This is a genomic window from Maribacter sp. HS (assembly GCF_048059195.1).
GTDB lineage: Bacteria > Bacteroidota > Bacteroidia > Flavobacteriales > Flavobacteriaceae > Maribacter > Maribacter dokdonensis.
The window spans coordinates 207,939-231,359 of sequence record NZ_JAYLVV010000009.1 but is presented as its reverse complement, the minus strand read 5'-3'; the positions used below and the strand labels follow the sequence as shown (position 1 = coordinate 231,359).

Genomic DNA, 23,421 nt, shown 5'->3' with positions numbered 1-23,421 from the left:
TTTCTATGTAAGTAAATTTCCTTCATCATCCCATTCGGCAATGACGTTTCGTTTACTTTGGTCTACGCATTTTGCAATCCATTCCGGATCATAGGCAACGCCATGTTGATCAAGAACATCTTGTGGTACTCCATCCCACACATTAGGTGTATTCCCTTTATATCCTAAATCTGCAATACCCACTTTAGAGGTGTAATAACCAGTAACGGTCAACCCCCGCATGGTATAGAAAAACTGAATTTCCAATGGTTGCTCGCTTAAAGGCTTTTCCGTGTCATGCCAGCAAATTTCATCGCAGATCTGTTTTTTCTGCTCTAAAGTGGCGGACTTAAATTCCGTACCAAATTCTGTATTGCTCTTATGATCTAACCACATTAAGCCACCTAATAAAATAGGACCCATTTCTGGAATATCTTTGCCCATAAATTCAACCAGATCAGGTACCTCTGCCTCTATTGGACCACCATGTGGTTCTTTTGGCGGTAAAATTACTACGCTTAAGGCTGCAATGGTTTCCATTTCATGCTCATTGAACAATTGTTCCGCATTTAACTTTTCTATGCGTTCTAGCTCTGCAGGGGTTCTACCAAAGTACTTTTCACTAGTGGTGGCTATAGTCTCATCTATAGTTTCCCCACTTTCTGTCTTACATGAATGGAAGACCAGACCAGTACCTGCTGCAGCACCTCCAAGTATTATAGTTTGTAAACTCTTTCTTCTATCCATCATTCTAAATATTTTGTGCCTTTAATTGCTCAATGATATAATCTGATGCTCTCCATGAAAGCGCCATAATGGTCCAAGTACAGTTTTTATCCGCCTGAGAAACAAAAACACCCGCATCTACAATAAATACATTATCTGCATCATGTAATTGTTGAAACTTATTGGTTACCGATGTCTTTGGATCATCGCCCATTCTTGTGGTACCAACTTCATGAATAATTTCACCTGGCTTATGAAGACCGTAATCTTGATCTTTACCAGGTTTTTCACCTAGGTAATGACCGCCCATGTTATGAATAATCTCTTCAAAAGTATCTTGCATATGCTTTGCCTGATTCTTTTCATACTGAGACCATTTGTAGTTGAATTTTAAAACGGGAATACCGTATTCATCTACCGTAGTTGGGTCTATTTCACAATAGTTATCAATATTGGCCAAGCCTTCTCCACGGCCACCAAACCCAACAACCGATCCGTAATATTTCTTTACATCATCACGTAGGCTTTCTCCATAACCACCAGATTTTAACCCGAAGTATTTGTTCATAGCATTGGGATCCCAACCAAAACCATAGTTAGGTTGCCCCATGCCACCCCAAACTTCAATATGGTATCCTCTTGGAAAATCAAGCTTAGAGTTGTCTCCCCACCAAGGTGAATACACATGCATACCCCCTACACCATCTTCGTTATATGAGGTTTTTCTGTTCATTAAGCCCGGTATAACACCTGCTGCACTTGCCCCGGTAGAATCATGTAAATATCTACCTACCAAGTTACTACTGTTACCCAAACCATTAGGGTGCTGCTTACTTTTTGAATTCAACAAAATTCGTGCAGAACTACATGCAGAAGCGGCCAAGACCACTACTTTACCTCTTAGTTTGTATTCTTTTCTATCTTCTTTATTGATATATGAAACACCGGTGGCCTTACCTTCCTCATTTGTAGTAACCTCACGTACCATGGAGTTTACGAACAATTTCACTTGACCACCGCTCTTCTGTGCCGGAAAAATTAAGCAACTACCCGCAGAGAAATCAGCATAAATTTGACATGACCTACCACATTGTCCACAATAGAAACAAACACCACGGTCATTATTAATTCTTTTGGTCAACATGGAAAGCCTACCTGGTATAACCGGTATGTTAGACTTCTTTGCCCCGTTGATATAATATAATTCATGTAATCTTGGTTTCGGGGGAGGAAGAAAGAATCCGTCGGGATCATTTTCTCTACCTTCATTGGTGCCAAATACTCCAATTAATTTATCTAATTTATCATAATATGGCTTTACATCTTCATAGCCTATTGGCCAATCATCGCCATGGCCATCACGAGTTTTTCCTTTAAAATCCTTTGGTCCAAAACGTAAAGAAATACGCCCCCAGTGATTGGTTCTACCACCTAGCATTCTTGCACGCCACCATTTAAATTCAGTTCCTTCCGCATGTGTATATGGCTCTCCTTCAACTTCCCAATCTCCCCAAGACATATCCCATTCGCCAAAGGCACGGGTGGTTCCTGCCCCTCTTCTAGGTGAATCATATGGTTGTTTTAATTGCGTCATGGTTTTTGGATCTGCCGGGTCAAAAAACGGACCCGCCTCTACAACAGCTACATTTAAACCTGCATCTGCCAACTGCTTGGTAGCCATACCACCACCTGCTCCTGAACCTACTATGATCACGTCAAAGAGTTCTGAGGATTCTTTTATCTGCATAATTTGAAATTAGTTATTGATTACAATTTAATTTTTAATAGAATAACGACCCCCGTTTTTAGCTGAATAACATTTGTAATTGGACGGACGGATATTTTTGAAGTACAATACTTCACTTTTGATCATTTAACTTCTCTGTCTTAAATGTAGAAGCCGGTAAACCCGCACTATTGTACAAAGTGGCTATATCCGTACTCTTCCAGGCATACCTAACTGCTGTAGGTTTTTTAACCTCTTTGGCACTTACTAATACCGTTTTATTCTTCAATTTTGCCTTAGCTGGAAACCACTCTCCTTGGGCATTGGAAATTTCAAATAGCGTAATTTTTTTTCCTTTATTATACAAGCCATCGGCATGACTAAAATGAACTTCTACTTTATTTCCGTCAATTGTAAAATCCTTGTAAAGAGGTCCGTAAATTTCTTTATCCTCCAAAAATCCATAATGCTCTTTAAGTGCTATGTTCGCTAGTCTTAACCCTACATCTTGCTTGTTTAACGGGTGAATATCTTCTATGGTGCAGATATCACTGGTCATGGCCATACCTGTATTTTTCAATCCCAATGCTCTTCTCTGTTGATCGCGTACCACGCCCCCGGCAAATTCTTGTCCATATTTAAAGGGTGCTATTTGGGCATAATAAAAAGGAAAATCAATGTTCCAGGCATTTCGCCATGAAGTAATCATATTTGTAAAAAGCTTTTGGTAGCTTTCTGCATTCGCCGTATTAGATTCGCCCTGATACCAAATAGTACCACCTATCTTAAATTTGGTCAACGGGGCTATTAAACCATTATATAAAACAGATTTTTCAACGGTAACCCACTTGTTGGGTGCTACTTTTTTATGGGCTTCCACTAAATCTGAATGTGCATCAAAAACAGATTTTGGGGTCCACACTTCCGCACTGGTGGCGCCCCATGCATTATCTATCAAACCTATGGGAATATTCATTTCTTTTTGAAGATTTCTAGCAAAGAAATAGGCAACCGCACTAAAATCCTGCATGGCTTTGGGAGTACAGGCAACCCATGTACCGCTTATCTCATCCTGTGGATATGTAGATGTTCTTTTGTTCACTGAGAACAATCTAATATTGGGATAATTGGCATTGGCAATTTCTATGTCCTTATTTGCTATGTTACTGTTTGCACTCCACTCCATATTACTTTGCCCGGAACACAACCACACCTCACCGACCAAAACATCTTTCAATGTAATTTCATTGCTTTCACCCTTAAAGCTAATCTCATACGGGCCACCTGCCTTTGGCGTATTTACATTGATCTCCCATTTTGCATCATTGCCCGTTTTAACCTTTACAGTTTCATTGTTCCAACTTGTAAACACTGTGAACTCCTCATTTGGATTTGCCCATCCGTACAACAGCACACTGGTCTCTCTTTGTAAAACCATATGATCTGTAAAAATGCCATGTAAAGAAATTTCAGCTTTTACAAAAGATGTCGCCAAAATGCAAAACGCGAGTAGGTAATTTCGTAACTTCATTAGATGTATTATTAATTGATCTAAATATACCCAATTATAACAAACACTAACAAATTCATAAATTTTTAGTGTAATTTTCAATGAATTTGTTAAAATGGATGCTATTTTTACGAAGTTCTTAATATTAAAATTCGCAAAATCATGTCTTCCACACCCTATTTGATGAAACGACGTAATTTTATTAAAGCTTCTTCGGCATCGCTACTTTTTACTTCTATAAACCCGTATAGCTATGATTTTTTTGCCAATGAAAAACCTAAGAAAGTTGCACTAATTGGCACGGGATGGTATGGCACTGGTGATTTATTACGCCTTATTCAAGTAGCCAACGTTGAAGTTACAGCCCTGTGCGATGTAGATGAACATCAACTAAATACCGCTGCACAATTAGTTACCGAACGGCAAAAAAACGGTAAAATACCAAAATTGTATGCAGATTACAGAACCATGTTGCAAGAAAAAAAATTAGACATTGTCCTTATTGGAACACCGGATCATTGGCATGCCTTAACTTGTATTGAAGCTCTTAAACATGGTGCCCATGTTTATGTTCAAAAACCTATTAGTGTTGATGTAATAGAGGGTGAAGCCATGGTTGCAGCAGCTAGAAAATACAATAAAGTAGTACAAGTGGGCACTCAACGAAAAAGCACACCTCATCTTGTAGATGCTAAAAATAAAATTATAAACAACGGACTTTTAGGTACTGTTGGACATGTAGATATGTGTTGTTATTATCATATGCGTGCCAATGGCAATCCCCCAGAACAAGAAGTACCGGATTTCTTTGATTATGAAATGTGGACAGGTCCTGCCCCATTACGCCCTTATGATGGCTTACCTCACAAAAGATGGTGGCGTACGTTCAGGGAATATGGAAACGGAATTACCGGAGATATGTGTGTTCATATGCTTGATACCGTTCGTTGGATGCTAGACCTAGGATGGCCCAAAAGAATAAGTTCTCACGGAGGCATTTTTGTTGACAAGGACGGAAAATCAAATATATCCGACACCCAATCTGCCGTATTTGAATATGATGATCTTAATTGTAATTGGCAACATAGAACATGGGGAAACCCAGATGACCCAGATTACCCTTGGGCATTCAAAATCTACGGATCCAAAGGTGTACTCAAGGGCGATGTAATGAAGGCTGAATTTGTACCTGTTGATGGTGGTGACACCATTAGGTTCAACGTGCTTTATGAGAAAGATGAATATCCTGAAGATGTAACCGAAAAAGATATTGAATTACATGCCGCACCAGCCACCCGTAGACATATGATCAATTTTTTAAATGCCATTGAAAACAATACAAAACCTGTTGCAGATATTGAACAAGGGCATATCTCTTCCGCTAGTTGTATTTTGGCCAATTTATCTATGGATCTAAAAAGGCCATTAACCTATGACCCAATAAGCAGGACGGTTTTAAATGATCCTGAAGCAACTGCGTTATTGCAAAGAGAATATCGCGGAGACTGGAAACACCCTCACCCAGAAACAGTTTAAGGCTATTGTAATTTTTTAGTGGAATCTCTTACCAGCAAACTGGTTTTCACCGTCTTGGTCTCGTAAGGCAACTCAGGGTTTTTAATTCTGTTGATCAGCAATTTAGCCGTTTGTTCACCAATGTACTTACCGTGCTGACTAACCATGGTCAATGATGGTGTAACATATTTTGACAATTGTCCGTTCGTAAATCCTATTATTGAAATATCATTGGGCACGTTGTAGCCTCTTGCCTTTACAACTTCTAACACTTGTACCGCAATAAGCTCATCAATACCTATGATACCTTCAATTGTCTTATAATTCAACAAAAAAGACATCAACAGATCCAAATCATCTTTCACCGTTAGGTTAATTACCAATTTGGGATCGAAAGGAATTTCAAATTCCTGCAATGCTTTTTTATAGCCCAACAACCTTAATTTTCCGACACTGGAACTTGATATGGGATTTACTACCGCTATATTTTTACAGCCTATTTGCACCAAGTATTTGGTAATCTTGTAACCTGCTTCAAAATCATCTACCACAACCTTGTCACACTGCACGTTATCCGACACTCGGTCAAAAAGAACTACGGGAATGTCATTATTAATGATATCGGTGAGTGCATCATGCTTGTCTTCGTTCTGACTCTCTTCTGCCAATGACATGATTACGCCATCTACTGTACCGGCATCAAAAAACTCTAAAGTTTTGGTCTCTTTTGCACTAGATTCATTACTAATACAACTAATGATATTATAACCGCTTTCATTAGCGACCTTTTCAATACCATACAGCACCTGAACAAAGAAGTAATTTAAAATATTGGGTACTACGACACCAATAGTTTTGGTGCTTTTATTCAATAAATTCAGTGCCAACCTATTAGGCTTGTAGTGCTTTTCCTTTGCGTAGGCCTGTATTTTCTCCTTTAGGTCAATGCTGATCTCATGACTATCATTTATCGCTTTTGAAACGGTTGAGATAGACACCTTAAAATGTCCTGCAATATCCTTTAGGGTAACTTTTTTCATAACTTATTCTGCAAAAGAACAGATTTAAATTGACATTTAAATTATTTGCAAAAAGCAAAATGCCCCAAGTTATAAAACTAGGGGCATTTCCTTTCAAATTAGCTTTTCAAAATTGGGCTAACAATCCTCTATTTTTTAGAGGAGATTGAACTAAGAAAACTATATGTATTGATTGATGATGTTCTCAAACAATTCTTGCTTACCACTATGTAAATCTAACTCTCCGTTTTCACTGGCAATATTGTAAAGATCCTTCAAATCTAATTTACCGTTCTCGAAATCTTTACCCTTACCAGAGTCAAAAGAGCTGTATCTGTTTTCACGCAATTTGTTATATGAAGAGGAAGAAATAATCTTATCCGCAGTGATCAATGCTCTGGCAAAAGTATCTGCTCCGCCAATATGTGCATGGAATACATCTTCTAAATCGGTACTATTTCTTCTAATTTTAGCATCAAAATTGACACCTCCACCTTGTAAACCGCCTGCAGCTAAGAATACCAACATAGCTTCTGTAGTTTCCTGAATGTTGTTAGGGAACTGATCGGTATCCCAACCGTTTTGGTAATCTCCACGGTTTGCATCCATACTACCTAACATACCTGCTTTTGCGGCAACCGCAATTTCATGCTGAAAAGTATGCTGCGCCAACGTTGCATGGTTGACCTCAATGTTCATTTTAAAATCTTTCTCCAAACCATATTCCTTTAAGAATCCAATTGCCGTAGCACAATCAAAATCATATTGATGCTTCATTGGCTCCATAGGTTTTGGCTCAATAAAGAAATTACCTTTAAAGCCTTGACTACGTGCATAATCTCTCGCCATGGTCAAGAATTGTCCCATATGATCTACCTCACGACCTAAATCTGTGTTCAATAAGGACATATAACCTTCTCTACCGCCCCAGAACACATAATTTTCCCCTCCTAAAGCTATGGTAGCATCTAAAGCCAATTTAATTTGACCACCGGCTCTTGCCACAACGTTAAAGTCTGGATTGGTAGCTGCACCGTTCATGTATCTTGGGTTTGAGAAACAGTTGGCCGTACCCCAAAGCAATTTTTTCCCGGATTCCTTCTGTTTTTCTTTCAGGTAATCCGTAATTGTTGCCAATCTTTTTTCAGATTCAGCAAAGGTGGGTGCTTCTTGAATTAAATCGAAATCATGAAAACAGTAGTAATCGAATCCTATTTTATCAAAGAATTCAAATGCAGCATCTGCCTTATCTTTAGCCGCTTGTACCGCATCAGATGATTTATCCCATTCAAAACTCTGCGTACCAGGTCCAAATGGGTCTGATCCTTGACCACAGAAGGTATGCCAATATGCCGTGGAGAACTTAAAGTGCTCACGCATGGTCTTACCCGCTACAACTTGTTCTGGGTTGTAATATTTAAATGCCAACGGATTATCGGATTCTTTTCCTTCAAACTTAATTTTGTCTATACCTTTAAAGTATTCTTTGTTTGCCATTATGTTGATTTTATAAGTTGTTCAATATTAATTCCAATTCATTTTTCCAGGTGGCATACGCGTTTTTATATGCCGTTTTATCTTCTTTTGGACTAAAGGTCATTACATAATCATTATCCAAAACCGTTTTACCAAAAGCTTTAAAATCTCCTTTATGCAGATTGGCCGCCCTTGCAGCACCGATTGCCCCAGTGGTATTATAAATTTCAATATCATAACCAATTAAAGTGGCTACCGTAGTTGAAAAGATTTCTGAACGAAATAGGTTATCGTTCCCGGCGCGCATTACATTTACTTTTATTCCGTCAGATTCCATAATTTCCATACCGTAAACAAAAGAAAAGGCAATACCTTCCAATGCTGCACGGCATAAGTGCCCTTTACCGTGATTGTTCAGGTTTAGGTTGATGATCCTAGTACCCACTTCCTTACTTTCCAGCATTCTTTCTGCCCCGTTACCAAAGGGAATCATGGATACCCCATCGCACCCGATCGGCACTTCGTTGGCCAGTATATTCATTTCTTCGTAAGAAGAGACATTTAAATTATTAAGTAACCACCGGTACTGTATTCCTGCTCCGTTGATACAAAGTAATTTTCCTATTCTAGCGGGTTTTCCAGGAGAATAGTTTACATGTGCAAAATTGTTTACTCTTGAGCTTTCTTTTACAGAAAGATTATCTGTCACTGCATATACAACACCAGATGTACCGCCCGTTGCCGCTACTTCACCCGGATTAAATACATTTAGCGTCAAAGCGTTATTGGGTTGGTCTCCTGCACGATAAAGAATTGGCGTACCTATTTGTAGCCCACTTTCAGATGCACCTTTTTCATTTACTTTAGATTGTACAGAAAAGGTATCCACAATATCTGGAATCATCTCTTTTTCCAGTCCGTAATGATCAAGTAGAATTTCTGCTATGGCATCACTTTTAAAATCCCAGAATATACCTTCTGACAAGCCGGAAACTGTAGTATTTACCACACCAGATAACTTATAGGCGATAAAATCGCCCGGAAGCATCATTTTATAGATTTGCGCATAGATATCAGGCTCATTTTCCTTTACCCATTTTAATTTAGAAGCCGTAAAGTTAGATGGCGAGTTCAGTAGGTGCGAATTACAGGTATTGCCCCCCATTTCTTCATATGCTTGTTGACCTATACCCACTGCCCTACTATCGCACCATATAATAGATTTTCTAAGTGGATTCCCTTCTTTATCAATAAGCACTAGACCGTGCATTTGATAGGATATACCGATACCCGATATATCTGATTTTTCAATTTTTTCTTGTATACATAGTTTGTCAATGCCGCTACAAACATAACGCCACCAATCTAATGGACTTTGTTCTGCCCAACCATTTTTTACAGCCTCCATAGACATTTCTGTCTCTGGTTCAGTAACTACCCCAACGCTCTTTCCCGTTGAAGCCTTTACCAAGGCTATCTTAATAGATGAGCTTCCTATATCTAATCCTAAATGGTACATAAATAGTATAAATTGGTTTGCTGTAATAAGTTAAACCAAAAATAAGTACTATCCTTAGCAATAGATATTTAGGCTACGAAAAATTATCGTAACTGAATTTAATCAAATTTAAATTTTTAATTAAAAATCTTTAAAGTATTGATTTACAATTCTTTATATTGATTTTAAATTACTAATAATTTTCGAAAAGGTTTTCGTATAACCTTTACAATCAAAAGAATAAGATTTTAATTTATACCACTTTTATAGCTGATTTTGTAATTGTTCCAATTTAGAAAGTGCTTCTGATTTAGAATTAACATCTAACTTTAAATAGATATTTTGAATGTGGAAATTTACTGCACTTGGTGTTACAAAAAGCTTTTGGGCAATCATTTTATAAGTAGCTCCTTGACATAGAAAATCTACGATCTGATTTTCTCTTTCTGAGAAAAAAGCAAAAGTTTTTCTATGAAAATTGCTAATGATTTTCTTGACTATATCATTGCTCATTGCTGCACCTTCTTTTTCCATACTCTTTAGGGCGTGCTCCAATTTATCCAAAGTCAATGGTTTTGTTAAGTAACCATTTGCTCCTTTTTTAAACGCATTCTTAATCATTTCAAAATCATTATTTTCACTGAACATTACAATTTTGATTTCCCAGTCTTTCTTTTTAAACAATTTAATGGCATCTACGCCGTTCATATCGTTCAATTCTATTTCAGAAAGTACAATTTGAGGTCTTGTAAACTTGAAATCTTTGATGGCATCTTTGGCAGACGTGTAACTGCCCACTACTTCATAACCTTCTATTTCCTCAAAATGATTTCTATAAACGGTATGCAGTGAGGTATCTTTTTCCAATACTATTATTCTAATATTTGAGCTTTTCATAATCTCCATAGTTTTTGAAGCCAATATTCCATTTACAGAATATTGACTACTGTTAGTTTTTAATAATTTCAGGAACCTTTTACAAAGGTTAAAACCACTAAACAACGGACATGTAAATGAACAAATAGTGAAAACTATAAATTCAGTTTTACAAATCAATAGACAAAAGTTGCCCTAAAGAGCAATCAAAAATTGAAAGTTCTTTGCTATTGTTCAGTTAAAAAATCTAATTGAAAAACGGATGACCGCTAACGTGTCAGTTTATAAAACCGAGCCGTTTGCCAAACAGTAAATCTGTGAGATTTTTGAGTTCTAAAAAATTAGAAAACCTGTGAAGAAAAAGATGTGTTTTAAAATGGGAATTGTGTAGGTAATACTCATTCATGGTTGTGGGGGGATTTGGGGTTATACAATTGGGTTTGAATCTTTTTGGTGTTGGAAATATATAAATTAATGCAACATAGCCGTTGAAAACCCATATATTTTCGTTCAACTACCAATTTTTCTTAAAAAATAAGGTAATTCATCGATAGTTAACGTAAAGTTAAAATCAAGAATTACCACCAATGTAAACCAAATAATAAAGGAGGGGACCCAGTCATCCCCCCGGATAACACCCCTCCTTTTATTGACAATTCAAATCAACCATAAAACCTTAGGAAATTATGGAAACTCAATTCATTATTCTCTACTTATATAATCGTCTTCAAAAGTATTGGATGCTGTTGCAGTTGCTTCGTTCACTTGCATGATCCATTTCTCTTGATTGTATTTACCGTTTAAATCCGTACTTGCAGCCATTTGTGCCTCGTTCTTATAATCATAGTCTGCCAAGTATACATAATATAGACCGTTCTCCTTATTGTAAAACTGCTTTGGATCTAAACCCTTTTCACGTAAATCTTTCATAAAAGCATTCATATACTTTGTTTGGCTGTATACGTTTGCGATAACATAATATCCTGAATTCATATCTATTGCATCTGAATCCACTAACATTTTAACAGGCATTTCTTTAAAATTATCTCTTGTTGATGGAAACTCCTTGAAGTTCGCCCTTCTTGAAGAAGTCGATGTTGCCGCTGTAGATGTATTTGAAGATGCTGATGTAGTACCCGTAGCAAATGCATCGGCAGGCTCTGTTACAAAATCTATAGCATCATCCACGATATCATTGTTTACATATGAGGTGTTTTCCTCTACACTAAAGTCTTGTAAAGAGCTTTTAATGGTAGTATCAATATCGTTACGCAACATTCTTACAATTAGCTCAAAACGCTCTTCAAACGCTGCTATTCTTTCACTCTCAATTGAATCTTGACGAAGAATCAGTTCATCTAAGATTATTTTATTTTCATAAGCCAAACTACTTTCTGAAACAGGTGCATTAGAACTACTTTCTTGCTTTCTTCTACTTGCCTTTCTTGCACTATCTCTTTCTTCAATTAAATTGGCTATTTGCTCTTCATAATTTCTTACGATATTATCTATTTGATTGTCCGATGAATTATCTGCTACCGAAATGGCCAAATCATCATCTTTAAGCTTATATGCCAATGTAATCTCATGGTTCCAGCCAAGGTTGGCATCATCACTTGATAGATCTTTCTCCATTAAATAACCTAAAGACATTTTTTCACTTAAGTTAAAACCTACACCAGCTGCCACACCATATTCTTGGTCTACCGTAGTTTGCAACCAACCATAATTTGGTAAGTCCAATAACATGGAACCAAAGTAGTATAGGCTACCATCATAATTTTGCCCTATTTGAGCCATTGGCATTAATCTCGCATTTTCAAAAAGTCCTCTTGAATGCTCAAATGAATGGGTATATTGAACCGATGCCTTAACACTCTTGGTTGACAAATCGGTCAAAAATTCGTTCGTTGTTTGATTGTATTTTACTAAATCTTCTGCATACAGTCCAAAATCAAAACTACCAAGTGATAGATTGATACCTGGTTGTACCGCAATTTTACTTTCTTTTCTAGCATCTGCTATCTCTGGGTCATCTGTACTTACAACAACTCTATTCTTGTCCAAACCTTGATTAAAGTAAGTTACATTGGTACCAAACGTTAATACAGATTTGTCTCCTAAACGAACAGACGATGCGTAGTTGGCATTGAAACCAAATTCTTGAACCACACCAGACCATTGGCTATATACACCAATACCTACAGCTGTATGGTCATTTAACTTATTACTGAAACCTAGAAAGTAATTTTGACTGTTGTCGTCAAAGGTTGCATATTGGTTTCTATGTAGAATGTTCAAATATGACTTGTTCTCACGTACCAATGAGAATGTTGGGTTTATAAAAAACCTGTTGAAGAATAATTGATTGTGATAGGTACTACTGGAGCCTAAGTTTGCATTGGTTTCTTGACCTTTTACTGTTTGGACAAGAGCCAATAAAAATAAAGCAATAAGAAAACTACTGATTTTATACGGACTTTCCATAACGTTTGATTTTAATGATTAGAATTGAAATTGTCTATGAATTGGGGGATATGAATAATGGGTGGTTATTCATCTTCAAATACAGAGCTAGAATATTGCATCTGTTTTTCTGAGTTAAAAGCTTCCAAGAAACGATCATCTCTGTCTCTCTCGTTTATAGGTTTATCATTTAAGTTAAATGCTACGTTCTGTGTATGCTTACCTTTTGCAATTCTGTTAGATACCACATAACCAGAACCATCACCTTGCAATAAGTTTACGGAGTACTCGTCATAAGAACTGTTTATTGTATTACCCATGTTAACCGCCAGCCCTACACTACGTTGACCAACCTCTACCATGTACACATCTAAACCGCCATAGCCTTCCCTACCGTCAGAGGCAAATACTAGACTACCGTTAGATATAGGGTTAGGGTGAATATCATTTTTAGCGGTATTGACCTTTTCACCTAAATTCTTCGCCTGACCCAACATTCCGTTTTTTTGAATGGTTGCCACATAAATGTCATACTCGCCAAATGTGCCCGGCATATTAGATGCAAAGAACAATCTACTGCCATCTGGTGATACGGCTGGGTGCTTTGCCGAGTAATCACCTGGACAAACCGCTACTTCGGTTATTTTTTTCCACTCGCCGCCTACTTTGTCAGCTTTATAAATTTTGTGAACTGCTTTTTTCTTGGAGAACATGCCGGTTACGGGTTTACGATATACGGTTTTACTATAGTATGCCGTATTACCACCATTGGTCAACGCCACGGGCGGAGCGTACTCACCTGATGCTTTTTTTGCCGGTGTATTTGTTGTAGCTGCAAATTCGCTACTCACCTGGTTGTCATCCCACGGTAAAAAATTTCGTCTATTGTTTGAGGTAAGACGTGGGTGAATAACATTACGGGTCATCTTATAGTCATCTTTAACCAGCTCTGTCCAGTTTTCATCGGCAATCTCGTTTTGTACCTCTTTACCTAACTGAGAAACAGCGTGATCAAATCTTTTTTGGTAACTTTTCTTTAAGGTACCATCTTCAGAAATTTCCATAAGTCTGCCATACCAGTATAAAGCATTCTCGTATTTTTTGGTCAGGAAATTGGCATTACCTAGGTCTTCAAAGATTTCTTCATCTGAATAACCAAGTGATTTTAACTTGTTGTAATTATCTGTACGGTTAGAAACTTCTGTAACCTTTCTTTCAAGAAAACTGGTTGAAGAATCGTTGTAGGCCAAATCTTGGCCATAACCCATGGTCGCCATACAGGCGAACAAAAGGCTAATTTTAAATGAATTGTTCATAATACTAGATTTTGGGATTTCATACTCCAAAGGTCTAGCAACTCATTCAATTGATTATTAATAAAAATTCATAGGTTTTATCATATTCTGTAAATCAATAACTTTAATAAATACACATTATTAATTGAATATCAGATATTTAACTCTATTTTTTAAATTATTTTGACACCTGTTTATTTTTTTTCTTCTCTGAATAATAAGTGTACCCTAAATAGGCCAATTGTAAACCAACCGCCGCCATTTTCAATTTTCTACTTCTTACTAACATTTTTGCTACTCCAAATAGTGGTGATAATCTCATAGTTTTTCTTTTTTAAGTTCGATAACAATGTAAGCACTACCTAGATTTCAACTTAACTCTATCCATATAAAATCTATGCTAAAACCTTCTTTTAGAAGCTAATTCTTAGGGGTTTAAAGCTTAACTGCATACAGCTAAAGTACTATCGTATAACGTCAATGTAAACGCCCGTTTACCCTTAAATTGCCTATAACAGAAATGATTAATAACGGGCATGATCGCCTATTAATTTAATATTATGAATAACGATATAAAGAAAATTGAAGATAGTCTTAAAGACTTGGTAAGTAAAAATGAAGATGCCATTAAAGGTTTTGAAAAAGCATCTGAAAATTCAAAGGATGTAGGCATTAAAAGTTACTTTGAGAAAAAAATTATAGATCGCATGCAGTTCTTGAAAGAACTTAGAGGTTCTGTTCCTGAATTAGATTTAGGTAGCGTTCAAATTGAAGGTAGCGCAGCCGGCACACTACACAGAACTTGGATGGATGTTAAGGCATTCTTTGCTGAAGATAATGATGAAGCAATGTTAGAGGAAGCAGTTAGGGGAGACAAAGCAGCCATTAACGATTATGATAATGCCTTGGCAGAAACCATGATGCCACACCGTTTAAAGGAAATTATCAGAGCACAAAGAGAACAATTACAGAATGATTTAGAAACCAAGGAAGTTCTTGAAGACTATAGATAATCTTATATAATTATCAATAAAAATAGCCCTTGTTTTAGCAAGGGCTATTTTTATACGTAATATTTAATTTTAAGTTCTAGCTGCTTGAGCTCGTTTTTTCCTTAGCCAACTTTTATAGAACTTTTTACCAAAATATAATATCAATGCTTTTTTCATAATCTAAGTTTAATACGTTTTCATTTTATCCTTACGTTTTCTCAACTGTCTTTCCAGTTCACTAATAGATTCGTTTACCGACTCTTCAAAATTTTGATTACTGGCTTCTGCAAAAATTCTAGGACCAGGTACACTTAACCGTATATTACAGATCATACCTGTTTCATCAGAAGATGTGTTTTCTTGCTTTATAAATACATCTGCCCTAATTACATCATCAAATTTTGCATGCAATTTGTCCAGCTTGTCCTTGATATATGTTTCCAACCTGTCACTTGCTGTTACACCATCATACTCATATATAATTTCCATAAATTCTCTTGTTTTTACTCGCCTAGCGAGGTTAATAATAAAAGAGGCTTTTCAAACGACAATAATTGCCGCTAGAAAATACCTCTTACTTTATTTATTTTTGATGTTTACTTATCAACGTTTACCATCCATCCTATGCCAAAACGATCGGTACATCTACCAAAATGTCCCCATTCACGTTCCCTAAATTCATGGTGTACTTGACCTCCACTTGACAAGTCATTAAAAAACTGTTTGCCTTCGTCCAAATTATCGAGATCAACGCTCATATTAATTTGATTGCCATTGTTCAAAGGTGTGTCCGGAGAGGCATCGTATGCCATAAAATGAACTCCTTTTCCTTTGAGCTCTGCGTGCTGTAATTTTCCACGATAAGAAGACGGAACATCTATTTTCTTATCCTCGTATGTTTGTTTATTTTTTATGTCTGCACTGAACAGGTTTGCGTAGAAGTTCAATGCTTCTTGACAATTACCGTTAAAGGCTAAATATGCTTGTATTTTCATGATATATTGTTTTAATACAATTTACCCAATACCATACCGTTCCCTTACCTTGAAAAATACAGTTATTGATGCATTACATATTGTAAGATATCTTTACTGTTCCAAGGCAATTTTGGCATCATCAATAAATTGAAAAAACGATAATTTTTCATTGGACCCCGTAAACATTAAATTGGATGACAACTCAAATAAATGTGCCTCGGTTTCAAAAAAATGCATCATATAACCAGCAGTATTGACAAAAGCAACATACTCCCCTATTGCAGGTAATCTAGGAAAGGTGATTTTTCTCTTCAGCAACACATCTCTTTCCAAACAATAGGCTCCTGTAAAAAATACATCTACATTCTCGTTTTTTTCAACCTCAGAATTATATAACATAAACGGGTCTAAAAGAAAATCTGCGCTTGAACTCATCATTTGGCTCATATTCATTTCTAGACCTACCAACCACTGCCCTTTTGCATCTTTCTTTCGGTGTATCACTTTTGCAATTGTCATACCTACTTGATCCAATAATGATCTACCGGGTTCTATTCGCAATTCAACTCCATTCTTTACTAATAATGATGCTACCGACAAACCAGATTGATCATCTACAAAATCCAGCACCTCTCTAATAAAACTTTCTTTGTTTATCTCATTAGAAAACGGATACGTATTCAGTTTACCACGTAGCTGACCATCCTCTAGTCTAAAACCAAGACCATTATTGTTAAACGTAATATCATTGCTATCTTCTAGGACTGAATTTTTCAATTGTTCATTGAATGTATTCCATTCTTTTTCATCTTCTAAATAGTTCATTAGTATACCCCCACCTATATCAATAAAGGACATTGCATATCCTTTTTTTTTCAACTTTGAAAAAATTTGGATGCTGGCAACCAAACTTACGCTGCGTTGATAAGTGGAATATCCATCTAAATGAAAGTGAAGTCCGGTTACATCAAGCATATCAAAGGACTTGTTTTCCCCAACATATGATGCAATGAAGTTTACTACCTCATCAATATCAAAACCAAAACGGCTATATAGTTTTTCTTGGTCAACCGTAAATCCGCTAATGCGAAAACCTACATTTGCTTTTAGACCAATTCTATTGGCAATTGCTTGTGTTAGTACACACTCGTCTTCATTATCCAATATGATAGGAACGCCATTCTTTATGGCCAATTCAATTTGCGGTTCTGTCTTAATTGCAGCTGTAAGCACTAAATTTTCACTATTACCACCTAATGCCAATGATTGTTCCAATTCTTTAAAACTGGCGGTATCTACACCAATACCCGATGCAAATGCTTGTTTTACCAACCCTCTGGATTTATTGGCCTTTCTGGCATAGAAGATTCTATATTTTAATCCGTAACTCTCAAATACTTGTTTGTACATCTCACAATTGTTATTGAAAGATGGCAAATGATGTACATTGATCGGTGAACCATATCTTTCTACCAAACCCTTAACAACGGATTGATTGTTAAATAATTCATGCATCCAATCCGATGTTTTCGGTGTAAGTTGATATTTTGGTTTTCCTTTATAATACATCTTATTCTCTTCCATAATTTTCGGTGATTCTAGCTTTTTTTAATATGGTGTTACAGGTTTGCTTCGCCCAAATAGTTGCAAAATTGTTTCTAGACCTTGATAGGGTATCATTATCACAGGTTATTCCTTCAGTTGGAGTACCGTAAAATGTAATATGGGAATCAACTTTACCATGTGCATTTATGGCATTACCGTTTTCATCTATATCTACACAACCCGGGCTATAACTGGTATTTAGTTTATTTTGAAACGCACGTACTAGTCCATTCTTTAGTAAGTTTTGGTATAGCTCATTTTTAAATTCACCCTCTCTTGCCCTGTAAATGGTGGCATTAACTATGTAATTTAGTTCTGTAGCCTGGGCATCATTTAATTGCAAAGTATAATTGTCTTCCACGGTGTTTTCTGTAATGGTCGAAGCTTTTATATAAGTAAAATCTAAAATACCCGCTTTGCACAATGCCAGCATTTTCTGCATATTCTGTACTGGTGGACCATAAGACAATCTATTGAACAGTCCAAAATAGTACGTATCAAACAATTTATGCGAAGCGGCATCCAATCCTCCAAAACTGTACAGTTCATTGAATAACGGACTTATTTTGCGCCATGCGCCAACAGCAGCCATAAATGGACTTTCATCCTCTCCTTTTTTTGCTTCCTGTATTAAAAATTCTAGATAGCATTGTAAAAGCACCGTTGATAAAATAGGCTCATCATTAAACGGATTCACTATGCTATCCCAATTAAAAATGGGTGATTCAGGGTAATCTTCATGAAAGTACTGCACTTGATTTTCTAGTACGGTAAAATCTTCATCATAATAAAACTGATGCCCATAGTTTTTGAACAAAACACTGTAGTAAGCAAAATAGAATTCCTTCTTTATCAAAGGCAGTACCGTGCACTCAAAACTTACGGGTTTATTTTCCATTAAGTGAGCCATACACTCTTTGGTAAAATAATGTAATTCTATAGAAGATTCAATAGAACCATTTCTAGGTATCATTGGCAATCCGGTTCTTGAAAACGGATAAATTTTAAATGGTTCTTTACCAGATGCCTCGTATTTTAATACTCCTTTTTCATTTTTGACAAAAGTTCCTTCCCTACCCTCGGTCAACGCCAAAATAGCATCAATGGCAGTTAACCCGAAGCCTTTAATCCCCACTAATAAATCTTTTTTCAGATGTTTTAATGTATCATTGGTAGGGTAAATAAAGTTTATCTTTTTGGCATTGTCAATGGATCTATCTCGTTGAGATCTAAACGTATTGTGACCAGTAGCAAAAAGTACCTTATCACAATTAACCATGTATTCCTGTGATAGCCCATCATTTTTAAAATGCAACTGATACTCGTTGTTATTCTTGACTACGTTAGTAACCAAACCTATATGATCTATAACTTCTACATTGTCTGGTAAATGTTCCATAACCTGATGATAACAATCTGATAAATATTCACCTACTAGCGCTCTAGGAGCATATGAATTAGGCGAAGTGCTTCCATAATTGTTATTTTCAAGCCATGATACAAAATCAGGTGTTTTAGGTACTACTGAAAATGGCTCTTGCAAAGCCCAACCAGAAATATTGCCATTGGTATAATTCATAATCAAAAACTCCGGTTGATCCTGCCTATAAACATCTCCCGAGGCTAAAAAACCCGTCGTGTTAAAAATATGTACTTGTATGTGTTCAAGCAGATTATAAGCTTTTATATATGCAATTAATCTTTCAAATGCATAGAAGCCTTTAGGTCCAAAACCTACAATTCCTATTTTATATGATTGTGTATTTTCCATAACATATCTCTTCTACCAACCGCCAATTGGCGTAAAAGCGTTTTTACTTTCCGGAAGTTCTTTTAATAACCAATCTCTATTATAAATGGTATCTAAATAACGCTCTCCACGATCACATAGAAACAATGCACAATTACTATCCTGCTCCATTTTTTGACTGTATTTACGTACGGCACTGATCATTCCACCAGAAGAACCACCACATAAAATGGCTTCTTTTTCCAGTAAGCTCCAGCATCCGCGGGCACAATCCACATCATCTACATATACATGATCATAAATTCTACTGGTATTTAAAAATTGAGAGGGCACACCGGCACCATGACCCGGTATCAACCTCTTTAATGGTGGACCGCCAAAAAGAACACTTCCAACGGCATCAACGGCAATAATTTTGGTGTTCAAATGGTTTTCGTGGATATAATCTGCACAGCCCATTAGTGTTCCACAAGTACTTGTAGCAACGAATAGGTAATCTAACTTGCCATGTAAAGAATCCATTAGCTCAGACATAGTTTCGTGATGCGTTAAAGGATTATTTTGGTTACCATATTGGTTAGACCAATAACTGTTGGGTATTTGATCCAATAATTGCTGAACCCTCTCAAGCCTAGCCGCTAAATAGCCGCCATTTTCCTTGGGTACCGTAACATGCTCAATGCGTACGCCATAGGTTTTTAAAATCTTTTCTGTATGCGAATTTAGTTTGGGGTCTACTACCACTATAAGTTTTAGATCATAATACAAACAAGCTTGGGCAAGGCCCACGGCCATGTTTCCGGAACTTGATTCTATAACGGTATCTCCCTTTTTAATTGTTCCGCTAGCAAGAGCCTGTTTTAAAATAAAAAGTGAGGTCCTATCCTTAATACTCCCCGCAGGGTTAGCCGCCTCTAGTTTACCAAATAAATTAAAATGTGAATCATTTAGAACGTTATTAAGCTTTACCAATGGTGTATTACCTACCGTGTCTATGATAGATTCTGAAATTGAGGTTATATTTTGAGTAATCATACCGTGCTTATCAATTAAATGCCCTTAAGCAATTGGATATTAATTTTGATAAATGTACCGGCATTACTTTTCTTACGATATCACGATAAAATATTATAGTAACTCTTTCAAATTTGACACTTTCAATGGCTAACCAAAAAGTTGGCATTTCTTTAAGAATATTTAAAGTTGAAACCACATTAAAACTCTAAAAAAAACCTTAATTTCAAGCGACTCAAACAAATACAAAAAATAGAATGGCAAACTTCAATTTAAAAGTTAATGGAAAAACCCAAGAAGTAGACGTTGACCCATCAACGCCAATGCTTTGGGTACTACGAGATCATTTAAAATTAGTAGGTACAAAATTTGGTTGTGGTATTGCGCAATGTGGCGCTTGCACCGTTCATTTGGGCGACAATGCCGTTAGGTCTTGTCAACTACCCGTATCAGCGGTTGGCGAACAATCAATTACTACTATTGAAGGTCTCTCTGAAAACGGAGATCACCCAGTTCAAAAAGCTTGGTTAGAAGAAGATGTGTACCAATGTGGATATTGCCAGGCCGGTCAAATTATGAATGCCAGTGCATTTTTAAAGAGAAATCCTAATCCGACCGATACTGAAATTGAAGATGCCATGAACGGTAACATCTGCCGTTGTGGTACTTATACTCGAATTAAGAAAGCAATTAAAAACGCTGCAAGTAGTTCAAATGCGTAAAAGATTTGCACTCTAATTGAGATTTTAACCTTCTAAAAAACAAACAGATGACACTCATTAAAACTTCATATAATAGACGTTCCTTTCTAAAAAGTAGTACGCTAGCAGGTGGCGGAATGATCTTAGGGTTTAGCTGGCTTGCTTCATGCAAACCTACACCAGAACAAATAAAAAGTATTCCAAAGGAATGGTTCAACATTAATGGTTTCTTAAAAATTGCCGATAACGGTTTGGTAACCATAATGTCTCCAAATCCAGAAATTGGACAGAATGTAAAAACCTCAATGCCTATGATCATAGCAGATGAACTAGGTGTTGATTGGAAAGATGTTGTGGTTGAACAAGCCCCTTTGAATACCGATATTTTTCAAAGACAACTTGCAGGCGGAAGCCAATCTATAAGAGCTGGTTGGTCTGGACTTAGAATGGCCGGTGCCACAGCGAGACATATGTTAGTTGCTGCGGCAGCGGATGCGTGGCAAGTAGATGCCTCTGAAATAACCGTTGACAATGGTGTTATAAGCCATACCGCCTCTGATAATTCCGCTGGTTTTGGGGAAATGGCCTCTAAAGCTGCTACCATGGCGGTGCCAGAAGAGGTTGCGTTAAAAGAAACAAGTGATTTCAATATTATAGGAACGGATAAAAGAAACGTTGACGGACCTAATTTGGTTACCGGTAAACCTTTATTTGGTATTGATATTCAAGAGGAAGGTATGATGATTGCCATGATCATACATCCACCAGCCTTTGGACTCACCTATAAATCAATGGATGCCGAAGCCGTAAAATCTATGCCCGGCATTAAAGATGTTTTCCCTATTGATGTTTATCCTGAAAATGTTGAAAAGCAGTGGTCAGATGGTGGTGCAATTGCTAAGTTGGTAGCCATTGTAGGTGATTCTACCTGGCAATGTATGCAAGCCAAAAAAGCGTTGAAGGTTGAATGGGAAGAAACTTCGACCTTAGAAAGTACCGAAGGCCATGATGAGGCATTGACTAAATTATTGAATTCTACTTCTAAAAAACCTGCACGTAAAGATGGTGATGTGGCAAGTGCATTTAGAAAAGCCGATAAGATTATTGAACGTACGTATAGCGCACCATTTTTAGCACACAATACTATGGAGCCCATGAACTTCTTTGCAGATGTAAATGGAGAAAGGGCGCTATTGAACGGTCCCATACAAACACCTGAGTTTTTAGAAAAAACATTGGCTTCTAGATTAGGCTTACCGGTTGAAAAAATCGATATTAAAATGACCCGTATGGGTGGTGGTTTTGGAAGACGCCTCTATGGAACATTTGGAGTAGAAGCTGCGGTGATTTCACAAAAAATGCAAGCTCCCATAAAATTAGTATATACCCGAGAGGATGATATGACCCAAGGAACATATCGCCCTACCTACAAGGTAAAATATAAAGCAGCATTGGATAAAGAGGGTAACTTGCTTGCATGGCATGTTAAAGGTGCCGGATCTAATGACGACCTACTTTTTGAAAACAGGTTTCCTGCCGGTGCCGTAGATAATTACTTAGCTGAGAAGTTTAATTTAGAAACGGTAGTAACTACCGGAGCTTGGCGAGCGCCACGCTCAAACTTTGTTGCCGGTGCAGAACAAGCCTTTATTGATGAAGTTGCAGAAGCCGCAGGTAAAGACCCTATTGAGTTCAGACTGGAACTTTTTGACAGAGCAATTAAAAATCCTGTTGGTGAACCAGAGAAGAACGATTACGATCCCGAGCGTTATGCCGGCGTTTTAAAATTGGTAAGGGATAAATCCGGTTGGTCTAACGGGCAAGGTAGTGCAAAAAGAGGTGTTTCTGCCTATTACTGCCATAACTCTTATGTTGCACAAGTATTAGACTTAAATGATGATACGGATGCTCCAAAAGTTGATAAAGTATGGTGTGCAGTAGATTGCGGTATTGTAATCAACCCAATGGCTGCAAAAAACCAAATTGAAGGTGGTATCATAGATGGCATAGGGCATGCCACCTATAGTGAAATGACCTTTGAAAACGGGCAACCACAGCACAAGAATTTTGACACCTATCGCTTAATAAGACATAAGGAAGCACCTAAAGAAATAGAAACGTTCTTTGTGGATAACGGAATTGACCCAACAGGTTTGGGAGAGCCATCTTTACCTCCAATTATTGGCGCGTTGGCCAATGCCCTTTATAAAGCTACAGGACAAAGACATTATAATCAACCGTTTATTACGGAGAAATCCGTAATAGGTTAATACCCTTATGCTATTGTAATACTAAA

19 protein-coding genes are annotated in these 23,421 nt (G+C 37.0%); 4 read left to right on the top strand and 15 right to left on the bottom strand.

Annotated elements, in window-relative coordinates; all coding sequences use genetic code 11:
• Positions 1–3: 3 nt before the first annotated feature.
• The 3 genes from VBZ51_RS17215 to VBZ51_RS17205 all read right to left on the bottom strand — a co-directional run bounded on the left by VBZ51_RS17215 (position 4) and on the right by VBZ51_RS17205 (position 3,962).
• Positions 4–726, bottom strand: a complete 723-nt coding sequence (locus VBZ51_RS17215) for a gluconate 2-dehydrogenase subunit 3 family protein (RefSeq protein WP_416577789.1) — start codon at positions 724–726, stop codon at positions 4–6.
• Positions 727–730: 4 nt separating this feature from the next.
• Positions 731–2,452: a GMC family oxidoreductase gene (locus VBZ51_RS17210; RefSeq protein ID WP_416577733.1), complete on the bottom strand. Its 1,722-nt coding sequence runs from the start codon at positions 2,450–2,452 to the stop codon at positions 731–733.
• Between the two features lie 112 nt (positions 2,453–2,564).
• Complete coding sequence (locus VBZ51_RS17205; protein WP_416577732.1) at positions 2,565–3,962, bottom strand: sialate O-acetylesterase; 1,398 nt, start codon at positions 3,960–3,962, stop codon at positions 2,565–2,567.
• 162 nt (positions 3,963–4,124) lie between these two features.
• Here VBZ51_RS17205 and VBZ51_RS17200 point away from each other — a divergent pair, with 162 nt between their 5' ends.
• Positions 4,125–5,477 (top strand): Gfo/Idh/MocA family protein, encoded by a 1,353-nt coding sequence (locus VBZ51_RS17200; RefSeq protein WP_416577731.1) that lies wholly within the window; start codon positions 4,125–4,127, stop codon positions 5,475–5,477.
• A 2-nt stretch (positions 5,478–5,479) separates the two neighbouring features.
• Here VBZ51_RS17200 and VBZ51_RS17195 read toward each other — a convergent pair whose 3' ends face one another.
• The 7 genes from VBZ51_RS17195 to VBZ51_RS17165 form a co-directional block, all read right to left on the bottom strand.
• Entirely contained in the window at positions 5,480–6,496 is a 1,017-nt protein-coding gene (locus VBZ51_RS17195; RefSeq protein WP_071339803.1) for a LacI family DNA-binding transcriptional regulator, read from the bottom strand.
• A gap of 159 nt (positions 6,497–6,655) precedes the next feature.
• On the bottom strand, positions 6,656–7,972 hold the full coding sequence (gene xylA, locus VBZ51_RS17190; RefSeq protein WP_416577730.1) for a xylose isomerase: 1,317 nt from the start codon (positions 7,970–7,972) through the stop codon (positions 6,656–6,658).
• Positions 7,973–7,982: 10 nt separating this feature from the next.
• The gene (locus tag VBZ51_RS17185) at positions 7,983–9,470 is read right to left on the bottom strand and encodes a xylulokinase (protein WP_416577729.1); all 1,488 of its coding nucleotides are present in this window, start codon (positions 9,468–9,470) and stop codon (positions 7,983–7,985) included.
• 243 nt (positions 9,471–9,713) lie between these two features.
• Positions 9,714–10,346 (bottom strand): response regulator transcription factor, encoded by a 633-nt coding sequence (locus VBZ51_RS17180; protein ID WP_416577728.1) that lies wholly within the window; start codon positions 10,344–10,346, stop codon positions 9,714–9,716.
• 681 nt (positions 10,347–11,027) lie between these two features.
• Positions 11,028–12,812, bottom strand: coding sequence for a PorP/SprF family type IX secretion system membrane protein (locus VBZ51_RS17175; RefSeq protein ID WP_416577727.1), 1,785 nt, complete (start codon positions 12,810–12,812; stop codon positions 11,028–11,030).
• Positions 12,813–12,877: 65 nt separating this feature from the next.
• Positions 12,878–14,107, bottom strand: a complete 1,230-nt coding sequence (locus VBZ51_RS17170) for a TolB family protein (RefSeq protein WP_416577726.1) — start codon at positions 14,105–14,107, stop codon at positions 12,878–12,880.
• Between the two features lie 157 nt (positions 14,108–14,264).
• On the bottom strand, positions 14,265–14,408 hold the full coding sequence (locus VBZ51_RS17165) for a hypothetical protein (protein ID WP_175518911.1): 144 nt from the start codon (positions 14,406–14,408) through the stop codon (positions 14,265–14,267).
• A gap of 238 nt (positions 14,409–14,646) precedes the next feature.
• Between VBZ51_RS17165 and VBZ51_RS17160 the strand changes: the two genes are divergently transcribed.
• Positions 14,647–15,099, top strand: a complete 453-nt coding sequence (locus VBZ51_RS17160; protein WP_416577725.1) for a ferritin-like domain-containing protein — start codon at positions 14,647–14,649, stop codon at positions 15,097–15,099.
• Positions 15,100–15,264: 165 nt separating this feature from the next.
• Here the strand turns inward: VBZ51_RS17160 and hpf are convergent, their stop codons facing one another.
• The 5 genes from hpf to sbnA form a co-directional block, all read right to left on the bottom strand.
• Positions 15,265–15,567, bottom strand: coding sequence for a ribosome hibernation-promoting factor, HPF/YfiA family (gene hpf, locus VBZ51_RS17155; protein WP_058105497.1), 303 nt, complete (start codon positions 15,565–15,567; stop codon positions 15,265–15,267).
• A gap of 107 nt (positions 15,568–15,674) precedes the next feature.
• Positions 15,675–16,073 (bottom strand): VOC family protein, encoded by a 399-nt coding sequence (locus VBZ51_RS17150; RefSeq protein ID WP_416577724.1) that lies wholly within the window; start codon positions 16,071–16,073, stop codon positions 15,675–15,677.
• A gap of 93 nt (positions 16,074–16,166) precedes the next feature.
• Positions 16,167–17,639: a Y4yA family PLP-dependent enzyme gene (locus VBZ51_RS17145; RefSeq protein ID WP_416577723.1), complete on the bottom strand. Its 1,473-nt coding sequence runs from the start codon at positions 17,637–17,639 to the stop codon at positions 16,167–16,169.
• The gene (locus VBZ51_RS17140; protein ID WP_416577722.1) at positions 17,626–19,431 is read right to left on the bottom strand and encodes an FAD/NAD(P)-binding protein; all 1,806 of its coding nucleotides are present in this window, start codon (positions 19,429–19,431) and stop codon (positions 17,626–17,628) included. Before VBZ51_RS17140 ends, VBZ51_RS17145 begins: the two co-directional genes overlap by 14 nt.
• Positions 19,432–19,443: 12 nt before the next feature.
• Positions 19,444–20,445: a 2,3-diaminopropionate biosynthesis protein SbnA gene (gene sbnA, locus VBZ51_RS17135; RefSeq protein ID WP_416577721.1), complete on the bottom strand. Its 1,002-nt coding sequence runs from the start codon at positions 20,443–20,445 to the stop codon at positions 19,444–19,446.
• Positions 20,446–20,681: 236 nt separating this feature from the next.
• Between sbnA and VBZ51_RS17130 the strand changes: the two genes are divergently transcribed.
• A complete protein-coding gene (locus VBZ51_RS17130; protein WP_058105492.1) occupies positions 20,682–21,146 on the top strand; it encodes a (2Fe-2S)-binding protein in 465 nt (154 codons plus the stop codon).
• 47 nt (positions 21,147–21,193) lie between these two features.
• Complete coding sequence (locus VBZ51_RS17125; RefSeq protein ID WP_099193267.1) at positions 21,194–23,395, top strand: xanthine dehydrogenase family protein molybdopterin-binding subunit; 2,202 nt, start codon at positions 21,194–21,196, stop codon at positions 23,393–23,395.
• The last annotated feature ends 26 nt before the right edge of the window (positions 23,396–23,421 follow it).